22 protein-coding genes are annotated in these 19,682 nt (G+C 68.3%); 13 read left to right on the top strand and 9 right to left on the bottom strand.

The features are described 5' to 3' along the window. The first annotated feature begins 71 nt into the window (after positions 1-71). Both HFL01S_RS06260 and HFL01S_RS06255 read left to right on the top strand, forming a co-directional pair. Entirely contained in the window at positions 72-803 is a 732-nt protein-coding gene (locus HFL01S_RS06260) for a response regulator transcription factor (protein ID WP_066256202.1), read from the top strand. After that, positions 803-2,056 (top strand): ATP-binding protein, encoded by a 1,254-nt coding sequence (locus tag HFL01S_RS06255; RefSeq protein WP_066256200.1) that lies wholly within the window; start codon positions 803-805, stop codon positions 2,054-2,056. Before HFL01S_RS06260 ends, HFL01S_RS06255 begins: the two co-directional genes overlap by 1 nt. Before the next feature lie 308 nt (positions 2,057-2,364). Here HFL01S_RS06255 and HFL01S_RS06250 read toward each other — a convergent pair whose 3' ends face one another. The 5 genes from HFL01S_RS06250 to radA form a co-directional block, all read right to left on the bottom strand. Then, a complete protein-coding gene (locus HFL01S_RS06250; RefSeq protein ID WP_066256197.1) occupies positions 2,365-3,195 on the bottom strand; it encodes a glycosyltransferase in 831 nt (276 codons plus the stop codon). Between the two features lie 2 nt (positions 3,196-3,197). After that, positions 3,198-3,407, bottom strand: coding sequence for a zinc-finger domain-containing protein (locus tag HFL01S_RS06245; RefSeq protein WP_066256194.1), 210 nt, complete (start codon positions 3,405-3,407; stop codon positions 3,198-3,200). Positions 3,408-3,417: 10 nt separating this feature from the next. Beyond that, positions 3,418-4,359 (bottom strand): branched-chain amino acid transaminase, encoded by a 942-nt coding sequence (locus tag HFL01S_RS06240; RefSeq protein WP_066256191.1) that lies wholly within the window; start codon positions 4,357-4,359, stop codon positions 3,418-3,420. A 94-nt stretch (positions 4,360-4,453) separates the two neighbouring features. Beyond that, the gene (locus tag HFL01S_RS06235) at positions 4,454-4,852 is read right to left on the bottom strand and encodes a glycerate kinase (RefSeq protein WP_066256188.1); all 399 of its coding nucleotides are present in this window, start codon (positions 4,850-4,852) and stop codon (positions 4,454-4,456) included. Between the two features lie 157 nt (positions 4,853-5,009). Next, entirely contained in the window at positions 5,010-6,386 is a 1,377-nt protein-coding gene (radA, locus tag HFL01S_RS06230; RefSeq protein ID WP_066256185.1) for a DNA repair protein RadA, read from the bottom strand. A gap of 39 nt (positions 6,387-6,425) precedes the next feature. Between radA and HFL01S_RS06225 the strand changes: the two genes are divergently transcribed. Continuing rightward, entirely contained in the window at positions 6,426-7,586 is a 1,161-nt protein-coding gene (locus HFL01S_RS06225) for a hypothetical protein (protein ID WP_066256182.1), read from the top strand. Here the strand turns inward: HFL01S_RS06225 and HFL01S_RS06220 are convergent. Beyond that, positions 7,583-8,626 carry an NAD(P)H-dependent flavin oxidoreductase gene (locus HFL01S_RS06220; protein WP_066256181.1) on the bottom strand — a complete coding sequence of 348 codons (1,044 nt, stop codon included), beginning with the start codon at positions 8,624-8,626 and terminating at the stop codon, positions 7,583-7,585. The two genes, HFL01S_RS06225 and HFL01S_RS06220, sit on opposite strands and share 4 nt — an antisense overlap. A gap of 96 nt (positions 8,627-8,722) precedes the next feature. Here HFL01S_RS06220 and hpaR point away from each other — a divergent pair, with 96 nt between their 5' ends. From hpaR to hpaI, 10 genes are all read left to right on the top strand, one after another. Beyond that, positions 8,723-9,211, top strand: a complete 489-nt coding sequence (gene hpaR / locus HFL01S_RS06215; RefSeq protein WP_066256180.1) for a homoprotocatechuate degradation operon regulator HpaR — start codon at positions 8,723-8,725, stop codon at positions 9,209-9,211. A 7-nt stretch (positions 9,212-9,218) separates the two neighbouring features. Next, on the top strand, positions 9,219-9,863 hold the full coding sequence (locus tag HFL01S_RS06210; RefSeq protein WP_066256176.1) for a fumarylacetoacetate hydrolase family protein: 645 nt from the start codon (positions 9,219-9,221) through the stop codon (positions 9,861-9,863). Then, positions 9,860-10,633: a fumarylacetoacetate hydrolase family protein gene (locus tag HFL01S_RS06205; protein ID WP_066256174.1), complete on the top strand. Its 774-nt coding sequence runs from the start codon at positions 9,860-9,862 to the stop codon at positions 10,631-10,633. Before HFL01S_RS06210 ends, HFL01S_RS06205 begins: the two co-directional genes overlap by 4 nt. After that, positions 10,630-12,105 carry a 5-carboxymethyl-2-hydroxymuconate semialdehyde dehydrogenase gene (hpaE, locus tag HFL01S_RS06200; protein ID WP_066256171.1) on the top strand — a complete coding sequence of 492 codons (1,476 nt, stop codon included), beginning with the start codon at positions 10,630-10,632 and terminating at the stop codon, positions 12,103-12,105. The genes HFL01S_RS06205 and hpaE overlap by 4 nt, the downstream gene beginning before the upstream one ends. A 339-nt stretch (positions 12,106-12,444) precedes the next feature. Then, on the top strand, positions 12,445-13,371 hold the full coding sequence (hpaD, locus tag HFL01S_RS06195; RefSeq protein WP_066256168.1) for a 3,4-dihydroxyphenylacetate 2,3-dioxygenase: 927 nt from the start codon (positions 12,445-12,447) through the stop codon (positions 13,369-13,371). Positions 13,372-13,385: 14 nt separating this feature from the next. Continuing rightward, positions 13,386-13,832, top strand: coding sequence for a 5-carboxymethyl-2-hydroxymuconate Delta-isomerase (locus HFL01S_RS06190; RefSeq protein ID WP_066256164.1), 447 nt, complete (start codon positions 13,386-13,388; stop codon positions 13,830-13,832). Between the two features lie 7 nt (positions 13,833-13,839). Then, positions 13,840-14,667, top strand: coding sequence for a 2-oxo-hept-4-ene-1,7-dioate hydratase (hpaH, locus tag HFL01S_RS06185; protein WP_066256163.1), 828 nt, complete (start codon positions 13,840-13,842; stop codon positions 14,665-14,667). An 18-nt stretch (positions 14,668-14,685) separates the two neighbouring features. Next, positions 14,686-15,447 carry a class II aldolase/adducin family protein gene (locus HFL01S_RS06180; protein WP_066256158.1) on the top strand — a complete coding sequence of 254 codons (762 nt, stop codon included), beginning with the start codon at positions 14,686-14,688 and terminating at the stop codon, positions 15,445-15,447. Next, complete coding sequence (locus HFL01S_RS06175) at positions 15,444-16,466, top strand: 2-dehydropantoate 2-reductase (RefSeq protein ID WP_066256156.1); 1,023 nt, start codon at positions 15,444-15,446, stop codon at positions 16,464-16,466. Before HFL01S_RS06180 ends, HFL01S_RS06175 begins: the two co-directional genes overlap by 4 nt. Then, positions 16,463-17,272, top strand: a complete 810-nt coding sequence (gene hpaI, locus HFL01S_RS06170) for a 4-hydroxy-2-oxoheptanedioate aldolase (protein ID WP_066256154.1) — start codon at positions 16,463-16,465, stop codon at positions 17,270-17,272. The genes HFL01S_RS06175 and hpaI overlap by 4 nt, the downstream gene beginning before the upstream one ends. Before the next feature lie 31 nt (positions 17,273-17,303). Here hpaI and HFL01S_RS06165 read toward each other — a convergent pair whose 3' ends face one another. The 3 genes from HFL01S_RS06165 to HFL01S_RS06155 form a co-directional block, all read right to left on the bottom strand. After that, positions 17,304-17,645, bottom strand: a complete 342-nt coding sequence (locus HFL01S_RS06165; protein ID WP_066256151.1) for a DUF4405 domain-containing protein — start codon at positions 17,643-17,645, stop codon at positions 17,304-17,306. 67 nt (positions 17,646-17,712) lie between these two features. Further along, positions 17,713-19,023, bottom strand: a complete 1,311-nt coding sequence (locus HFL01S_RS06160; RefSeq protein ID WP_066256149.1) for a sensor histidine kinase — start codon at positions 19,021-19,023, stop codon at positions 17,713-17,715. Beyond that, on the bottom strand, positions 19,004-19,678 hold the full coding sequence (locus HFL01S_RS06155) for a response regulator transcription factor (protein ID WP_066256147.1): 675 nt from the start codon (positions 19,676-19,678) through the stop codon (positions 19,004-19,006). Before HFL01S_RS06155 ends, HFL01S_RS06160 begins: the two co-directional genes overlap by 20 nt. Positions 19,679-19,682: the final 4 nt, after the last annotated feature.

Raw genomic sequence — 19,682 nt, 5'->3', positions numbered from 1 at the left:
TTTACGTGAGCGAGACAAACGGTTCACGCGCATGGGAGACCATGCATGGTTCAGGTCTATAAACTGACTGCATGAACGCCCCGACCTCCACCCGCCTCCTGATGATCGAAGACGATGCGCGTCTGGCGCAGATGGTCACCGAGTACCTGGCCCAGTCTGGTTACGAGGTCACCCATGCGCCCGACGGCGAGAAAGGTCTGGAGCAGCTGCCGCTGCTGCAGCCCGAGCTGGTGATCCTGGACCTGATGATGCCGGGCATCGACGGCCTGGAGGTCTGCCGCCGCATCCGGGCCCTGCCCAATGGCAACGCCCGCGTGCCGGTGCTGATGCTGACGGCCAAGGGCGACCCGATGGACCGCATCATTGGCCTCGAACTGGGCGCCGACGACTACCTGCCCAAGCCCTTCGAGCCGCGCGAACTGCTGGCGCGCATTCGCGCCGTGCTGCGCCGCCGCGGAGAGGTGACTTCCGCTGCGGCCACGACGCGCGCCACGCCGGTGCTGCGCTTCGGCTCGCTGGAGATCGACCGCGACGCGCGCACGGTGCAGGTGGCGGGCAAGGCCTGTGAGCTGACCTCCTACCAGTTCGATCTGCTGGTGGCGCTGGCCGAACGCGCCGGTCGCGTGCTCACGCGCGACCAGATCATGGAGGCGGTGCGCGGGCGCGAGCTCGAAGCCTTCGACCGCAGCATCGACGTGCATATCGGCCGCATCCGCAACGCCATCGAGGCCGACAGCAAGGAGCCCAAGCGCATCCTGACGGTGCGCGGCGTGGGCTACGTTTTCGCGAAACAGCAAGACTGATGAAAAGCCTGCTGGGTCAGAAGCTGTACCTGCGCATCTGGCTGGCCATCGTGGCCGCCGTGGCGGTGCTGACCCTGGTCGTCGGCTGGCTCTGGCAGATGGCGCTGGATCGCGACCGCGAGGAGCGCGACGCGCGGATCGCGCGCGAGATCGTGCTGCGCAATGGCGCCGGGGAGATCCTGGGTGAGGCGCCGGCGCAGGCCGTGCGTGTGCCCGGCCAGGGGCTGGAGTTCCAGGTGCAGATGAAGGATGGCCAGACGCTGTACATCCAGCTGCCGCGCCCGAACCGCCAGCCCGGCAGCCCCGCGCCGGGGCGGCGCAGCCTGTTCGGCCTGCAGTCGCCGATTGGCTTTGCCTGGCTGCTGGGCCTGGTCGGGCTGGCGGTGGCGCTGGGCGCCTACCCCATCGTGCGGCGCCTGACCCAGCGGCTGGAACGGCTGCAGCGCGGCGTCGAGCGCTGGGGGCAAGGCGACCTCAGCGCCCGCCTGCCGGTCAGCGGGCAGGACGAGGTGGCGTTTCTGGCCGAGCGCTTCAACGCGGCGGCCGAACGCGTGCAGACCCTGATGCTCTCGCACAAGACCCTGCTGGCCAATGCCTCGCACGAGCTGCGCTCGCCGCTGGCCCGTATCCGCATCGGACTGGAGCTGCTGGGCAACGACCCGGCGCGGGCGCCGCAGCGGGCCGAGATCGCGCGCAACATCGACGAACTGGATCAACTGATCGACGAGATCCTGATGGCCAGCCGGCTGGACCTGCGCGATGCCTGCGAGGCCTCGGCGCTGGGCCCGACCGAGGAGGTCGACTTGGTGGGGCTGGCGGCCGAGGAGTGCGCGCGCACCGGCGCCGACCTGGATGTGGCCGAAGGCATCTCGCCGGTGCTGGTGCAGGGCTACCCCAAGCTGCTGCGCCGCCTGCTGCGCAACCTGCTGGAGAACGCGCGGCGCTACGGCCACCGGCCGGAGGCAGGAGGAGTCGCCGAACCGGCCCGTCTGGGCATCGACCGCGTCACGTCGCCGGGCGGGCAGGCGCTGGTCCGGGTGAGCGTCGAGGACCATGGGCCGGGCGTGCCGCCCGAACTGCGGGAACGCATCTTCGAGCCGTTCTACCGTTTGCCAGGTGCCAGCGAGAGCGTGGGCGGGGTGGGCCTGGGCTTGTCCCTGGTGCGGTCGATCGCCCTGCGGCACCAGGGCAGCGTGCGCTGCGAAGACCGCGCTGGGGGTGGCGCCCGCTTTGTGGTCGAATTGCCACTGTAACGGGCTGTAAATTTTGTTGGCTGCTGGGGTGTGCAATTTGTCACAGCACTGTGACCCTGGCAGCATTTCGTGCTGATTTGCTGCCTCGTTTTTGAGCGAATTGCAACAAAGGTCCACAGTTCTCCCCCAAACAGGGGATGGTCGGAAACCGTGTCGCAACGCACAATTTGCGGGTTGCTGTCACAACAAAGCGAGTGACGGCTTACATCCAAAACCAAAACGTCGCTCGCACTGGTCTCCCAACGACGTCCTTCCAAGGACTTCAAAGCCACCGCAAGGTGGCTTTTTTTTGGCCGGTGCACGGTAACTCAGAGTTCGACGATGCCGTGGGCCGTGGTGGTCTTGCCCTGCCGCAGGGCCTGGCGCGCCGCCTGTTTGTTGCGCACGCGTTCGTCCGGGTGGGCATAGTCGCGCCGGTGTTCCAGATGCAGCACTGGGGCCGAGTACCGCAGGTGGACCCCCCGGATGCCCGCGTTGTTGAGGCGGAAGCCCAGCTCAATGTCCTCGGCGCCGTAGCCGAAGTTCTCGTCGAATCCGTTCACCCGGATCAGGTTGATGCGCGCCGTGGAACTGTTGCCGCCGTTCCAGGTGCGGCGCACGGTGGTCAGGCGCTCGGCCAGGAGCGAGGCCCAGGGCGGGTAAAGGCCGGCCTTGAGCCGGGCGCTGGTGCTGCGCAGGGCGTCGTGTGATGCGAGCCAGGACGGCGTGAAGACCTCGCCCGAGTCGACCCCCGGCGCCAGCACCGCCTCGCTGGCGGCCAGGGTGAGCCGGATCACCCCGCCGGTGCAGAAGCGCCGGGGCCGCGCCAGCGCCAGGTGGCGTGCCACGAAGTGCTCGGACGGCAGGCAGTCGCCGTCCAGGAAGACCAAGTAGTCTGCGGTCGAGCTGGCAATCGCCTTGTTGAGGATGCGGTTCTTGCGGAAACCGCGGTCTGCCTGCCAGATGTGGCGCAGCCGGAGCCCCAGGCGTTGCTGCCACGCGGCGATCAGTTCGGCCGTCTGCGGCCCCGAGCCGTCGTCGGCGACACAGATCCGGAAGTCCGGCTGGCTCTGCCGCAGCAGCGCATGCAGCACCAGGTCCAACGCGCTGGGGTGGTTGTAGGTCGAGACCACCACCTCGACGCCGCCCACCGTCCTCATGTTCAGTGACCGTGCGCCACCACTTCGCCGGCCTTGAGGGCGTACACCGTGCCGCAGTAGGGGCAGCGGGCCTGGCCCGTACGGGCCACGTCCAGGAACACCTTGGGGTGGCTGTTCCAGAGCTTCATGTCGGCCTTGGGGTTGGGGCAGAACACCCCGCCCTGCGGGTTCAGGTCCTTGGCGGCCAGTTCGATCTTGGAAGAAGTGCTCATGGAATGTTCCTCAGACCTTTGTCAGCCAGTGCGCGTACTTGGGATTGCGGCCGCCGACGATGTCGAAGAAGGCGCTCTGGATTTTCTCGGTGATCGGACCGCGGCTGCCTTCACCCAGGGTGATGCGGTCGAGCTCGCGGATCGGGGTCACTTCGGCGGCGGTGCCGGTGAAGAAGGCCTCGTCGGCGATGTAGACCTCGTCGCGGGTGATGCGCTTCTGCACGATCTCCAGGCCCAGGTCCTTGGCGATGTGGAACACGGTGTTGCGGGTGATGCCGTTCAGGGCGCCGGCCGACAGGTCGGGCGTGTAGATGACGCCGTTCTTGACCACGAAGATGTTCTCGCCCGCGCCTTCGGACACGAAGCCCGAGCTGTCCAGCAGCAGGGCCTCGTCGTAACCCTCGTCGGTCACTTCCATGTTGGCCAGGATGGAGTTGGTGTAGTTGCTCACCGCCTTGGCCTGCGTCATGGTGATGTTGACGTGGTGGCGGGTGTAGCTGCTGGTCTTGACGCGGATGCCGCGTTTCAGACCCTCTTCACCCAGGTAGGCGCCCCATGCCCAGGCCGCGACCATCAGGTGGATGGTGTTGCCCTTGGGGGACACGCCCAGCTTCTTGTCACCGATCCAGGTCAGCGGGCGCAGGTAGCAGCTCTCCAGCTTGTTCTCGCGCACCACGGCCTTCTGGGCCTCGTTCACCTGTTCCTTGGTGAAGGGGATGGCCATGCGCAGGATCTTGGCGCTGTTGAACAGGCGGTCGGTGTGTTCTTCCAGGCGGAAGATGGCGGTGCTGCCGTCGGCCGTCTTGTAGGCGCGCACGCCCTCGAAGGCGCCGCAGCCGTAGTGCAGTGTGTGGGTCAGCACGTGGATCTTGGCGTCGCGCCAGTCCACCATCTGGCCGTCCATCCAGATCTTGCCGTCGCGGTCGGACATCGAGGGAATCACGGGGCTCATGCGGGGTCCTTTGAAAATGGGTGTCTCAAGCGCGGTCTTGCGCCGCAGAAACACGCATTTTAGGTGCCCGCCCCAGGCCCCGAGGCGGGTGCTTTCAGCCTTCGGCCGGCGGGCGCTGCAGTTCCCAGACGGTCACGCGGCCACCCTGCAGGGTGACGGTGACGGTGGATCCGCCGTTGTCGGTCCAGCGGTAGCGCTCGGGCTGTTCGCCCTCGGCACTGAGGCGCTCGCCCAGCGAACGGGTCATGGCGATCACGTGCATCAGGTTCACACCCGGCTTGAGCTTGGCGTTGAGCATGACCGCACTGGCGACCCAGCCGATGGGCCGGTGGGCGGCTCGCTTCATCACCGTCATCATCCGCGTCCAGTGCAGCAGCAGCCACATCACCAGGCCCCCGCCCACGGCGGCCACACCCGCCCAGCCGTACTGGCGCCCGGCAAAGACGAGCAGACCGATGACAAGCAGGGGGACGGCGATGCGCTGGAAGTTCATGCAGGAATTGTCCGCAGTGGGCAGTCAGTTTCGGTGGCGGTTTGTACGTATGGTTGTGGCGCGAGGGCTTCGTCCAGAGATGCCGTGGAACCGGCTCTGCCGGGCCCCTGGCATCGCCCCCCTGGCAGGGGGGTGACGCCGAAGGCGGCGCGGGGGGTCAAGCCAAACTCCGCGCCAGTTCCATGGCCTCTTCTATGCGGTCCACGCCGTGGATGGTCAGACCCTCGAAGGCCTTGTCGTTCTTCTTGGGCGCATTAGCCTTGGGCACCACCGCGACGGAGAAGCCCAGCTTGGCCGCTTCCTTCAGGCGCTCCTGGCCGCGCGGGGCCGGGCGCACCTCACCCGCCAGACCCACCTCGCCGAAGGCGATGAAGCCCTTGGGCAGGGCGCGGCCGCGCAGGCTGCTGGTGATTGCCAGCATCACGGCCAGGTCGGCCGCGGGCTCGCTGATGCGCACGCCGCCGACCGCGTTGACGAACACGTCCTGGTCCATGCAGGCCACGCCCGCGTGGCGGTGCAGCACGGCCAGCAGCATGGCGAGGCGGTCGCGGTCCAGGCCGACGGACAGGCGCCGTGGCGAGGGGCCGCCGCTGTCCACCAGGGCCTGGATCTCCACCAACATGGGCCGTGTGCCCTCCAGCGTCACCATCACGCAGCTGCCGGGCACCGGCTCGCTGTGCTGGCTGAGGAAGATGGCGCTGGGGTTGCTCACGCCCTTGAGGCCCTTTTCAGTCATGGCGAAGACGCCGATCTCGTTGACCGCGCCAAAGCGGTTCTTGATGGCGCGGATCAGGCGGAAGCTGCTGTGTGTGTCGCCCTCGAAATACAGCACGGTGTCCACCATGTGCTCCAGCACGCGCGGGCCGGCCAGGGCGCCTTCCTTGGTCACGTGGCCCACCAGCACGATGGCCGTGCCGCTGGCCTTGGCCGCGCGTGTGAGGTGGGCCGCGCATTCGCGCACCTGCGCCACCGAACCCGGCGCGCTGGTCAGCTGCTCGGAATACACGGTCTGGATCGAGTCGATCACCGCGATGGCCGGCTTGTGCGCCGACAGCGTGGCCAGGATCTTCTCCAGCTGGATCTCGGCCAGCACCTGGACCTGCGAACCGTCGAGCCCGAGCCGGCGTGAGCGCAGCGCGACCTGGGCACCCGACTCTTCGCCCGTGACGTAGAGCGTTTTCTGATTCGCGCGCTGCAGCGCATCCAGCGCCTGCAGCAGCAGGGTGGACTTGCCGATGCCGGGGTCACCGCCGATCAGCACCACACCGCCTTCGACCACGCCGCCGCCCAGCACGCGGTCGAGTTCGCCGATGCCGGTGGGCGAGCGCGCCACGTCGGTGGCTTCGATGTCGGCCAGGGTGGCGACCGCGCTGGCCGGCGCCAGCGAGGCGAAGCGGTTCTTGCCGGCGCCGGCGCTCTCGGCGACCGATTCCACCAGCGTGTTCCAGGCGCCGCAGCTCGGGCACTTGCCCAGCCAGCGCGGGCTGGTGCCGCCACATTCGTTGCAGGTGTATTGGGTCTTTTCTTTGGCCATGTGGCCGGCAATATAGTCGACACCCCGACGGGCCGGTCCATGCCCGGTCCTTCGCCCGCCGCCGTGTCCGCCACCCGTTCCCCTTCTTCCTCGCACCGCATCGTCCCCGCCACCGCCCTGCAGGCGCTGGCGCCGGATGAGCAGCCGCTGTCGGCCGCGGCCCGCGCCTTCAACCTGCAGCTGAGCCGCGTCGACAAGCTGCGTGCGCAACTGGACGAACTCGACGCGCTGGGTCAGGAACACCGGGCCGAGCGGCACCGCTGGCTCTCACCCCTTCAGCGGCAGCGGCGCGAGCGAATGCGCGCCCTGGCCCTGGCGCTGGAGGGGCACCTGCAGGGCAAGGCGCTGAGCCGCCTGCAGCAGGAGACGGCCACCGAGGCGCTGTGCGCGCTGGCGCAAACCCTGGCGGACGAAGGCGAGGCCGACATGGTGGCCCTGCACGACCGGCACAGCCGCCAGAGCCTGGCGCAGAAGAAGCAGGCCGCGGCCGACGCGATGCGCGCCCGTCTGGAGGCCGCGCTGGGCGAGCCGCTGGCCGGTGACGATGAGGACCTGTCCATGGACGAGCTGGTGCGCGCCGGCATGGCGCGGCTGCGCGAGGCGCGCGACGAAGAGCAGGCGCGCCGCCAGGCCAGGGCACAAGCCCGCAAGGCGCGCAAACAGCCGGGCACGCAGCAGGCCGAAGCGCAGGCGGCCGACGCCGAGACCCAGCTGCGCACCCTGTTCCGCCAGCTGGCCAGCGCCCTGCACCCCGACCGCGAGCCCGACGAAACCGAGCGCCAGCGCAAGACCGCGCTGATGAGCGAGGCCAACACCGCCTACGCCCGCAAGGACCTGGTGACGCTGATGCAGATCCAGCTGCGCGCCGAGCTGGCCGACCCGGCCGCGGTCTCGCGCCTGGCGGACGACCGGCTGGCCGCGCTGACGCTGTTGCTCAAGCAGCAGGTGGCCGGGCTGGAACGCGAGCGCGCCGCCCGTCAAGGGCAGCTGGCCGCCGAGTTCGAGCTGCCGCCGGGCCAGGTGGCCAACCCGAACACGCTCAGGCAGCAGCTGCTGAACCAGGTGGGCGTGCTGGAGGCGGCGGTGGCCCGGCTGGCGCAGGACCTGGCCCAGGTGCAGGAGCCGGCCGGTCTCAAGCGCTGGCTCAACCGCCTGCGCGAAACGCCGCGCCCTGGCGACGGGGACCCCGGCTGGGTCTAGGCAAACCCCTGGAGCAGCGCGGCCGTGATGTCCGCGGCCGGTGCGCTGCGGCAGCCGCTGGCGTTCTGCCCGCTCCATAGCGGCGAGAAGTCGCCGCTGCCCTGCTTCTCCCAGTGCGCGCGCAGCGGCGCGATGGCTGCGGTGGCGGTGGGGAAGGCGGGCGCGGCCGGGTTCAGCGGGCCGAGCTCGCGCATCACGCGGTTGGGGATGCCGCGCGCCGGCCGGCCGGTGAACAGGGTGGTGAGCTGCGTGTGGCGCGCCGCCTCGCTCTGCAGCGCGGCGCGGTGCAGGGCCGAGGTGGTGGCCTCGTTGCTGCACAGGTAGGCCGTGCCCACCTGCACGCCCGAGGCGCCGAGCGTCAATGCGGCCCGCACGCCCGCCACGTCGGCGATGCCGCCGGCCGCGATCACCGGGACCTTCACCGCGGCCACGATCTGCGGCAGCAGGGCGAAGGTGCCGACCTGCGTCGTGAGGTCCTCGGTGAGGAACATGCCGCGGTGGCCGCCGGCCTCGACACCCTGCGCGATCACGGCGTCCACGCCCTGGGCTTCGAGCCACAGCGCCTCGTCCACCGTCGTTGCCGACGACAGCACCATGCTGCCCCAGCCCTTCACACGCGCCAGCAGGTCGGGCGCGGGCAGGCCGAAGTGGAAGCTCACGATGGGCGGGCGGAACGGCTCCACCAGGTCGGCCACCGCGTGGCTGAAGGGCACACGCCCCGCGCCGGCCGGCACGGCCGCGATGTCCAGGCCCAGCTCGGCGTAGTACGGCGCCAGCGCCTCGCGCCAGCGGGCTTCGCGCGCGGCGTCGGGCACGGGTGCCGTTTGGCAGAAGAAGTTGAGGTTCCACGGTCCGCCGGTGCCTTGCGTGAGCGTGGTGAGTTCCTGGGCCAGGGCCTCGGGCGTGAGCATGGCGGCGGGCAGGGCGCCGATGCCGCCGGCCCCGCAGACCGCCAGCGCCAGGGCCGAGCCCTGCGAGCCGGCCATGGGCGCCTGCAGCAGCAGGCGATCGACGTTCAGGCGTTGGGCGAGCGTGTTCATGCCGCAATTGTCGGCCGGTCCCTGGGGACAAGGGTTAACCCCTGTTTGGTGATAGTTGGGAAAACATTTAACATATTAAATAAATTGCACAGAACCATGGCCATCGACGACAGCTCCCCTTCTTTTGTTCACCGCAACCTGCCGCGCCTGCTGCTGGAGGCGCGTGAGGCGGTGATGCAGCACACCCGGCCCAGCCTGCGCGAGCACGGCCTGTCGGACCAGCAGTGGCGCGTGCTGCGCGTGCTGGGCGAACACGCCCGCGACCCGGCGGGTGTGGAGACCGGCCGCGTGGCGCGCGATGCGTTGCTGCTCGGCCCCAGCCTGACCGGCGTGCTCAACCGCATGGAGCGCGACGGCCTGATCACCCGCAACCGCTGCCCGCAGGACGCGCGGCGCACCGTGGTGCGCGCCACGCCCGCCGGCCTGAAGCTGGTGCGCAAGCTGTCGCAGACCATCGAGTCGCATTACCAGTGGATGGAAGCGCAGCTGGGCTCCGACCGGCTCGCGCAGCTCTACGACCTGCTGGACAACGTGATCGCGCTCGAAGCGCCCGGCGGCGTCGAGGTCGACGACATCGAGGAATGACACCCCCATGAAAACGAACCCCTACCTTCCCGGCGGCACCGTCTACGGCACGCTGCTGAACTACCAGCGCGAACACGCGCTGTGGGCGCCGCGCATGCACGAAGCGCCCTACAAGGCGCCGCCGAATGCGCCGGTGCTCTACATCAAGACCGCCAACACCTTCACCCGCAGCGGCCAGGCCATCACCCTGCCCAAGGGCGTGGCCGAGATCGAGGTGGCCGCCAGCCTGGGGCTGGTGGCGGGCGAGGGCGGCCGCGTGGCCGGCGCCGTGCTGCTCAACGACGTGGCGATTCCGCACGAGAGCTACTACCGCCCGCCGGTGAAGTTCCGCTGCGTGGACGGCTTCCTCGGCGTGGGCGATGCGGTGCGGCCGGTGAACTCGTTAGCCGAACTCGCCTCGCTGGTGCTGGAACTGCGCGTGGACGGCGTGATGCGCCAGCGCACCGCCCTGGCCGACCTGGTGCGCGACGCCGCCACGCTGTGGGCCGACGTCAACGCCTTCCAGTCGATGCGGCCGGGCGATGTGCTGATGGTCGGCACCGACTGCCTGGACGACGGCACGCGGCCGCGCGCCAAGGCCGGCGATTCGGTCGAGATCACCGCCACCGGCTTTGCTCCGCTGGTCAACCATTTCGTGCAGGAGGCCGCATGAAGCACGCCCGCATCGCCTGGGCCGGCGCGGTCCACGACGCCGTTGAAAAAGACGGCCAGCTCGAACTGCTCACGCCCGCCTTCAAAGGCCACCGCGCGTCCTTCGACGAGGTGGTCTGGCTGCCCCCGCTCGCGCCGCTGGACCGCCCACGCACCGTGCTGGCCCTGGGCCTGAACTACGCCGACCACGCCAAGGAACTCGCCTTCAAGGCGCCCGAAGAACCGCTGGCCTTCGTCAAGGGCGAGGCCTCGCTGACGGGGCACAAGGCCTTCACCGTGCGGCCCGATGGCGTGAACTTCATGCACTACGAGTGCGAGCTGGCGGTGGTCATCGGCCAGCCCGCCAAGCGCGTGAAGAAGGCCGACGCGCTGCGCTACGTGGCCGGTTACACGGTGGCCAACGACTACGCGATCCGCGACTACTTGGAGAACTGGTACCGCCCCAACCTCAAGGTCAAGAACCGCGACACCTGCACGCCGCTGGGCCCCTGGCTGGTGGACGCGGCCGATGTGCCCGATCCGCAGGCGCTGGCGCTGCGCACGATGGTCAACGGCAAGGTCACGCAGCAGGGCAGCACGAAAGACATGATCTTCGACGTCGCCACGCTCATCGCCTACTTCAGCGGCTTCATGACCCTGATGCCGGGCGACCTCATCCTCACCGGCACGCCCGACGGTGTCGTCGACTGCCAGCCCGGCGACGTGGTCGTCACCGAGATCGACGGCATCGGCTCGCTCATCAACACAATTTCCACGGAAAGCAAGGCATGACGCAACGCATCGACCACCTCATCAACGGCAAGACCGTTGCCGGCTCCGACTACTTTGAAACGATCAACCCGGCCACGCAGGGCGTGCTGGCCGAGGTGGCCTCGGGCACCGAGGCCGAGGTCAACGCCGCGGTCCAGGCCGCGAAGGATGCCTTTCCCGCCTGGGCCGGCCTGCCGGCGACCGAGCGCGCGAAGAAGGTGCGCGCCCTGGGCGACCTGATCGCGAAACACGTGCCCGAGATCGCGAAGACAGAGACCGAAGACACGGGCCAGGTGATCGCGCAGACCGGCAAACAGCTGATCCCGCGCGCGGCGGACAACTTCTATTACTTCGCCGAGATGTGCACCCGCACCGACGGCCACACCTACCCCACGCCCACGCACCTGAACTACACACTGTTCCACCCGGTCGGTGTGTGTGCGCTCATCAGTCCGTGGAACGTGCCCTTCATGACCGCCACCTGGAAGGTCGCGCCGTGTCTGGCCTTCGGCAACACCGCGGTGTTGAAGATGAGCGAACTCAGCCCGCTGACCGCCGCGCGCCTGGGTGAGCTGGCGCTGGAAGCCGGCATCCCGGCCGGTGTGCTCAACGTGGTGCACGGCTTCGGCAAGGAAGCGGGCGAGCCGCTGTGCGCCCACCCCGACGTGCGCGCCATCAGCTTCACCGGCTCCACCGCCACCGGCAACCGCATCGTCAAGACCGCGGGCCTGAAGAAGTTCAGCATGGAGCTGGGCGGCAAGAGCCCGTTCGTGATCTTCGACGACGCCGATCTGGACCGCGCGCTCGATGCCGCACTCTTCATGATCTTCAGCAACAACGGCGAGCGCTGCACCGCCGGCTCGCGCATCCTGGTGCAGCAGAGCATCTACGCCGACTTCGCCGCCAAATTCGCCGAGCGCGCCAAGCGCATCGTGGTGGGCGACCCGCTGGATGAGAAGACCACCATCGGCCCGATGATCAGCAAGGCCCACCTGGCCAAGGTGCGCAGCTACATCGATCTGGGGCCGAAGGAAGGCGCGACGATGTTGTGCGGCGGGCTGGACCGGCCGAGTTATGCGGCCGAGCTGCCGTCGCATGTGGCGGCTGGCAACTACGTGTGGCCGACGGTGTTTGCCGACGTGGACAACCGAATGAAGATCGCGCAGGACGAGATCTTCGGCCCCGTCGCCTGCCTGATTCCGTTCAAGGACGAGGCGGACGCGATCCGCATTGCCAACGACATCCAGTACGGGCTGTCGAGCTATGTCTGGACCGAGAACATCGGCAAGGCGCACCGCGTCGCCGCTACGGTGGAAGCGGGCATGTGCTTCGTGAACTCGCAGAACGTGCGGGATCTGCGGCAACCGTTCGGTGGCACCAAGGCATCGGGGACCGGGCGCGAGGGCGGTACCTGGAGCTACGAGGTGTTCCTTGAGCCCAAGAATGTGGCGGTGTCCATGGGGTCGCACCACATTCCTCATTGGGGTGTGTGACGTGCACTCTGCGGTTTCACGCAGCTACCTGGGCGGGCTTGGAGGACCGGGGTACCCGGTTCCGCTCATGTCCCCCGAAACGGGCTTTGCCCGTTTCTCCTCCTTTACTTCGCTGCACCGGGTACCCCGATCCTCCAAGCCAGAAGTGATGTGGGCACTCCACTGTTCGAGCACCGATGCGCAGCGAGAGAAGGCGAGGTGGGTGGTGTGCCGCAGCGAAGTAAAGGAGGAGGGCTTTGCGCAGAAAAGCCCGGGGGACATGAGCGGAGGTATACCACCCACCTCGCCTTCCACCAAACACCTCAGCCGAGAAAAGAACCACCAACGGAGACAAGCCAAATGGGCAAAGTAGCACTGGTCGGCAAGATCACCCACGTCCCCTCGATGTACCTCAGCGAGCTTGACGGCCCGCGCAAAGGTACCCGCCAGGACGCCATCGACGGCCACAAGGAAATCGCGCGCCGCTGCAAAGAACTGGGGGTAGACACCATCGTCGTCTTCGACACCCACTGGCTCGTCAACGCCACCTACCACCTCAACTGCGCCGAGCATTGGCAGGGCACCTACACCAGCAACGAGCTGCCCCACTTCATCAGCAACATGGGCTACGCCATCCCCGGCAACCCGGAGCTGGGCCAACTGCTGGCGAAAGTCGCCAGCGAACACGGTGTCGAAACCCTGGCCCACCACGCCACCACGCTGCAGCCCGAATACGGCACCCTCGTGCCCATGCGCTACATGAACGCCGACCAGCACTTCAAGGCGGTGTCGGTCTCGGTGCTGTGCACCTCGCACTACCTCAACGACAGCGCGCGCCTGGGCTGGGCCATGCGCAAGGCCGTGGAAGACCACTACGACGGCACCGTCGCCTTCCTCGCCAGCGGCTCGCTCAGCCACCGCTTCGCGCAGAACGGGCTGGCGCCCGAATTCGCGTTCAAGGTCTGGAGCCCTTTCCTGCAGCACCTGGACGACGAGGTCGTGCGCATGTGGCAGGCCGGCGCGTGGAAGGACTTCTGCGAGATGCTGCCCGAGTACGCCGCCAAGGGCCACGGCGAAGGCTTCATGCACGACACGGCCATGATGCTCGGCGTGCTGGGCTGGAGCGAATACACCGGCCAGGCCGAGATCGTCACGCCGTACTTCGGCGCCAGCGGCACCGGCCAGATCAACGCGCTGTTCCCGGTGCTGCCGGTCAGCGGCTCGGCCATCCCGCAGCCCGTGGCTTCGCGCGCCGACGGCTTCTCCACCATCGCCACGCGCCTGTAAACCGGAAGCACCCCATGCCCCACCTCGTCATCCTCTACACCCCCAACCTCGACAAGCCGGCCTCCGAGGGCGGCGTCGACATGACCGGCCTGTGCCGTGCGCTGGCCGACGCGATGCTGGCCGTGCGCGACGAGCAGGACAAGCAGGTCTTTCCCACCGGCGGCACGCGCGTGCTGGCCTACCCGGCCGCGCACAGCGCCATCTCCGACGGCGGCGCGGCGGGTGTCGCCGCCGGCCTGGGCGGCGACTACGCCTTCATCTACATGAACCTGCGCATGGCCAAAGGCCGCAGCGCCGCCGTGCACCAGCGCGTGGGCGAGGTGCTCAACGCGGTGGTGAAAGAACGCTTCGCTGAACAGCTGGCGAAGCGCCCCATCGGCATCACCGTGCAGGTCGACGAAGGCCACGAAGTCTTCGACGCCAAGAACAGTTCCCTGCATCCGCTTTTCAACAGGACATAAAGAAACCATGTTCGACGACGCCCTCGTTCAGCAGCTCGCCGCCGAGCTGCAGCGCTCCCAGCAGACCCGCACCCAGGTCGAGCACTTTTCAAAGCGCCACCCCGGCATGACGGTCGAAGACGGCTACCGCATCGGCCGCGCTTGGGTGGATCTGGAGAAGGCCGCCGGCAAGAAGGTGATCGGCCACAAGATCGGCCTGACCAGCCGCGCCATGCAGATCAGCAGCCAGATCGACGAGCCCGACTACGGCACCCTGCTCGACGACATGCTCTATGTCGCCCACGCCGGCGAGGTGCTGGAGATTCCGGTGAAGAACTTCATCGCCCCGCGCGTCGAGGTCGAGCTGGCCTTCGTGCTCAAGGCGCCGCTGGCCGGCCCGAACGTCACGGTGGAAGACGTGCTGGCCGCCACCGACTACATCACGCCCGCCATCGAGATCATCGATGCGCGCATCGAGCAGTTCGACCGCCACACCAAGGTGATGCGCAAGGTCTACGACACCATCAGCGACAACGCGGCCAATGCCGGCATCGTCATCGGCGCGGGCGACCCGGCCTTCCGTGCCGACCCGCACACCACCAACCGCCCCTGGTGCGGCGCCATCCTGCGGCAGAACGGCGCGGTGGAAGAGACAGGTCTCGCTGCCGGTGTGCAGGGTGACCCGGCCATCGGCATCGCCTGGCTGGCCAACAAACTGGCGCCCTGGGGCGAGACGCTGCAGGCCGGCGAGATCGTGCTCGCCGGCAGCTTCACGCGGCCTGTGGCGGCTAAGGTGGGCGATTTGTTCGAGGCGGACTACGGCCCGCTGGGTTGCCTGAAGTTCAAGTTCATCTGATCGACCGAAGGAGACTCCATGGCCTACGCCTTCCTCAAACCCGCCCGCTTCAGCGACGCCGAATGGCAGGCGCGCGTGCAGCTCGCCGCCTGCTACCGCATCTTTGCCCACATGGGCTGGACCGAGCTGATCTACAACCACATCTCGCTGCGCGTGCCGGGGCCGGACGACCACTTCCTCATCAACCCCTTCGGCCTGCACTACACCGAGGTCACCGCGTCCAACCTGGTCAAGGTCGATGTCGACGGCAACATCATCGGCAACGACGACTGGCCCATCAACCCGGCCGGCTTCACCTTCCATGGCGCCATCCACGCCACCCTGCCCGACGCGCACTGCTTGATGCACGTGCACACCACGCCTACCATGGCCGTCTGCTGCAGCGAAGAAGGCCTGAGCTACACCAACTTCTACGCCGCCCAGCTGCACAACCAGGTGGCGTACCACGACTTCGAGGGCATCACCGTGCACCGCGAAGAGGGCGCGCGCATCCTCGCCAGTGCGGGCGGCAAGCGCGTGCTGCTGCTGCGCAACCACGGCCCGGTGGTCATCGGCCACACGCTTCCGCAGGCCTTCAACATCCTCTGGCTGGTGCAGCGCGCCTGCGAGATCCAGGTCGCCTCGTCCACGCTCGGCCAGCTCCGGCACATTCCGGCACCGGTGCTCGAAGGCTGCGTGCGTGACTCGCTCAACTTCAACCCCAAATACGGCGCCGGTGAGGATTCGTTTGCTGCTATGCAGCGCCTGATCGACCGCATCGACCCGGGGTACCGTGCATGACTGATTCGACAAGCTTCAAGAAGATCGCCGTTGTCGGCGTCGGCGCCATCGGCGGCCTGTTCGCCGGCTGGCTCGGTTCGCGCCTGCCGGCTGGCCAGCTGCAGCTCTCGGCCGTGGCGCGCGGAGACACCCTGCGTGCGCTGCGCGAGCGCGGCCTGACCTGGGTCGACGCCGATGGTGCTGAACACAGCGTGCCGGTCAACGCCAGTGACGACGCGGCCAGCCTGGGCGTGCAGGACCTGGTGATCGTCTCGGTCAAAGGCCCGGCCATGCCGCAGGTCGCGCCCGCCGTGCGCGCGCTCATGGGCCCGCACACGGTCGTGCTGGTCGCCATGAACGGCGTGCCCTGGTGGTTTTTCGACGGCCTGCCGGGCGAGGCCGCGGGCCTGCAGCTCAAGGCGGTGGACCCGCTGGGCCTGACGGCGCAGAACATCCCCACATCGCAGGTCATCGGCTGCGTGGTGCACGCCAGCGCCGCCGCGCCCCAGCCCGCGCGCATCGAACGCATCAAGAACAACCAGCTCATCATCGGCGAGCCCGCGGGCGGCACGTCTGCGCGCGTGCAGGCGCTGGGCGAGCTGCTCACGCAGGCCGGTTTCGGCGTCACCGTGTCCGAGCGCATCCAGCGCGACATCTGGTTCAAACTCTGGGGCAACATGACCATGAACCCTGTCTCGGCCATCACCGGCGCGCCCTGCGACCGCATCCTCGACGACGAGCTGGTGCGCGGCTTCTGCAGCGCCGTGATGCGCGAGGCGCAGGCCATCGGTGCGCGCATTGGCATTCCCATCGACCAGCAACCCGAAGACCGCCACGCCGTCACGCGCAAGCTCGGCTCCTTCAAGACCTCGATGCTGCAGGACGTGGAAGCGGGCCGCCCCATCGAGCTCGACGCCCTGGTCGGCGCGGTGCGCGAAATCGGTCAGCACCTCGGCGTGGCCACGCCGAACATGGACGCGCTCATGGGCCTCACGCGCCTCATGGGCCAGATGAAACACCTGTACCCCGACACCCCATGAAGATCCCCCAGAACACCTTCCGCGACGCCCTCAAGGCCGGCAAAGCCCAGATCGGCTGCTGGGTCGGCTTCGCCTCGCCCGACGTGGCCGAGGCCCTGGCCGGCTGCGGCTTTGACTGGCTGCTCATCGACGGCGAACACGCGCCCAACGACCCGCGCACCGCCCTCGACCAGCTGCGTGCGGTTGCGCCTTACAGCAAGACCCACGCAGTCGTGCGCGCGGTGCAGGCCGACGTCGCTCTCGTCAAGCAATACCTCGACATTGGCGCGCAGACCTTGCTGATCCCGATGATCGACACCGCCGAACAGGCCGCGCTGATGGTGCAGGCCATGCGCTACCCGCCCGAAGGCATCCGCGGCATGGGCGCGGCGCTCGCGCGCGCCTCGCGCTGGAACCAGGTCGACGACTACCTCAACCAGGCCAACGACCAGATGTGCCTGCTGGTGCAGGCCGAGACCGTGACCGCGGTGAACAACCTGAAAGCGATTGCCGAGACCGAGGGCGTGGACGGCGTGTTCTTCGGCCCGGCCGACCTGTCGGCCAGCATGGGTTATCGCGGCCAGCCCGGCCACCCCGAGGTGCAGAAAGTCATCCTCGACGGCATCGCCACCGTGCGCGCCGCCGGCAAGGCCGCCGGCATCCTCGCGACCGACCCGGCGCTGGCGCAGCAGTACCTCGACGCGGGCGCGCTGTTCGTGGCAGTGGGGGTGGACACGACGCTGCTGGTGAAGGCGGCGTCGGGGTTGGTGCAGCGTTTCGCAAGCGCTGCACCTGCTTCGTCTACTTCTCCTTCCGGGGGCTACTGAATCAAGCGCGGTTTCCGGCACCGCCCCCAGCTCACTTCCCCGCCTCAGCCTGGGCTGCCGCGGCGTCCATCTGCCGGGCCAGATCGTCCGGCACCTGGTTGTTGATGACCACGCCGTAGAGCAGGACCATCAGCACGACCAGCACACCGCCCACCCAGGCCACGGAGCGCGTCTTCATGTGGTTGAGCAGGCCGCGGAAGTTGAAGCTCAGGTGGGCGATCACAGAGACGATCATCAGCAATCCGAACAGCTTGTGCACAGGGTGCATCTGGATCGTGAACGAGGGCTTCTCGATCACGAACATCATCATCCCGGAGCTGGCCATCGCCAGAAATGAGACGAATAGACCGACGGCGGCCAGCTTGCGGATCATGGGTGACTCCTGTTGAAGTGAAAGAAAACGGTGGTAGGCGCCAGGCCCGTCAGGGGGTGACGGCGCGTCAGCCGAACTCCAGCCGGAACAGGGCGCCCGGCTGACGCGTGTGCGCTGTCAATTGCCAGCGGTGGGCGTTGGCGATTTCCCTGCAGATCGCCAGGCCCAGGCCCGCGCCGTGGCTGCGGCGCTCGGGGTGGCGCCAGAAGCGATCGAACACATGCGCCACGTGCGCAGGGTCGATGCCTGGGCCCTGGTCGATCACCTCCAGCGATTGCGCGTTCAGCACGAGCGTAACGGTGCTGTGGGCAGGGGCGAAGTTCAGAGCGTTCTCCACCAGGTTTCTCAGCAGCGCGAACAGCGCCATGCGATCACCCGCCACCATCGTTCGGGCATCCGAGAAGTGAAGGTCCAGCCTGACGCCACGTTGCCTGGCCAGCGGTTCCAGAAAGCCCAGCACCTCGTGCGCCAGCGGCATGAGGTGGATGGTTTCGCTCTTGAAGTTGCTGGGCTCGCTCACCTCGGCCAGCAACAGCAGCTGCTGCACCTGCCGCGCCAGCTGGTCCACATCGGCGAGCAACTGCTCGGTCTGGTGCGCGCCGCCCAGCTCGATCTGCCCGCGCAGCAGGGCCAGCGGCGTCTTCAGTTCGTGCGCGGCATTGGCCAGAAAGCGCTGTTGGTGTCGAAAGCCCGTCTCCAGGCGGTCCAGCACCTGGTTGAAGGCGCGCACCAGCGGCTTGAGTTCGCCGGGCAGGTCGTCCTCCTCCAGACGCAGCGACAACTGCTGCGGGTTGATCTGCATGGCCTGGGCGGAGGCCTCGCGCAGCGGGCGCAGCAGCCGCTGGATGACGACCCACAGCACCGCGCCCAGCAGCAGGATGGACATGCCGGCGGTCGCCAGCGCCACACCACGCAGGTGGTGGTCGGCGCTGAGGTGAATCAGGTCGATCAGGCGTTGGCTGACCGTCGCATGCACTTCCCAGGTCTGTCCGGCGTGTTCGATCAACAGCGTGTGGCCTTCGAGCGGGTGCGGAGGCTCCGGCTGCACCCCGACGGCCGTCGTCGAGGAGAGGAACACGCGGCCCTGGCGGTCGCTGACGCGGTAGGAAAAATCGTCGGGCAGCGCCCTGGTCAGCCATTCCAGCCTGTCCATGCCGTCGATGCGCTGCGGCCGTCCCTGCGCGTCGAACACCAGCGAATCGCCCAGCAACCGGGTCAGGCGCTGCGCGTTGCGAAACGAGCTGTCGGCGGGCTGGAACTGCAGGGCCACCCACACCGCAACGCCGACCAGCGCAGCGGCCAGCCCCCAGGCCAGCAGGTACGAGACCATCAGCTTGAACGCCAGGCTCTGGCGCCAGTCAACGAGCCACTGCGGCATAACCGACCCCTCGAACATTGGAGATCTGCAGGCTGGAGCCCAGCACGTCGAGCTTGCGGCGCAGCCGGTGCAGCGCGACGTCCAGCGCATTCGGCGTCACGGCTTCCTGCGAGCCCCAGGCGGCCGCTTCCAGGGCCGACCTCCGCACCGGCAGGCCCTCGTGCCTGAACAGCGCCAGCATGATCTGCATCTCCGTGCGCGGCAGTGGACAGCTGATGCCCCGCCGCGACATCGTGCCCTGCTCGGGGTGCAGTTGCACATCGCCCCAGCTCGGGCTCAGCCGCACCTGCTGTGGCGGACGGCGCAGCAGCGCCCGCACGCGCGCCACCAGCTCGGCCATCGGAAACGGCTTGCTCAGGTAGTCGTCCGCGCCGGCTTCGAGCCCGTCCACGCGGTCGTGCAGCGCGTCGCGGGCGGTCAGGATCAGACAGGGCACGAACCGCTGGGCCGAACGCAGGCGGCGCACCAGCTCCAGACCGTCGCCGTCGGGCAGCCCCCGGTCGATGATCGCGGCGGCGTAGTCCACCGTCTGCAGCGCGGACCACGCCTGGCTGGCGCTGGCCACCGTGTCGCAGGCCAGGCCCGCGCCCTCGATCGCCTGGCGCACCAGCGCGGCCAGGCGGTCATGGTCTTCCAGCAGCAGCACGCGTTGCATCGTG

Source organism: Hydrogenophaga flava NBRC 102514 (genome assembly GCF_001571145.1).
GTDB classification, from domain to species: domain Bacteria; phylum Pseudomonadota; class Gammaproteobacteria; order Burkholderiales; family Burkholderiaceae_C; genus Hydrogenophaga; species Hydrogenophaga flava.
This window is presented reverse-complemented; position numbering and strand designations above follow the sequence as displayed.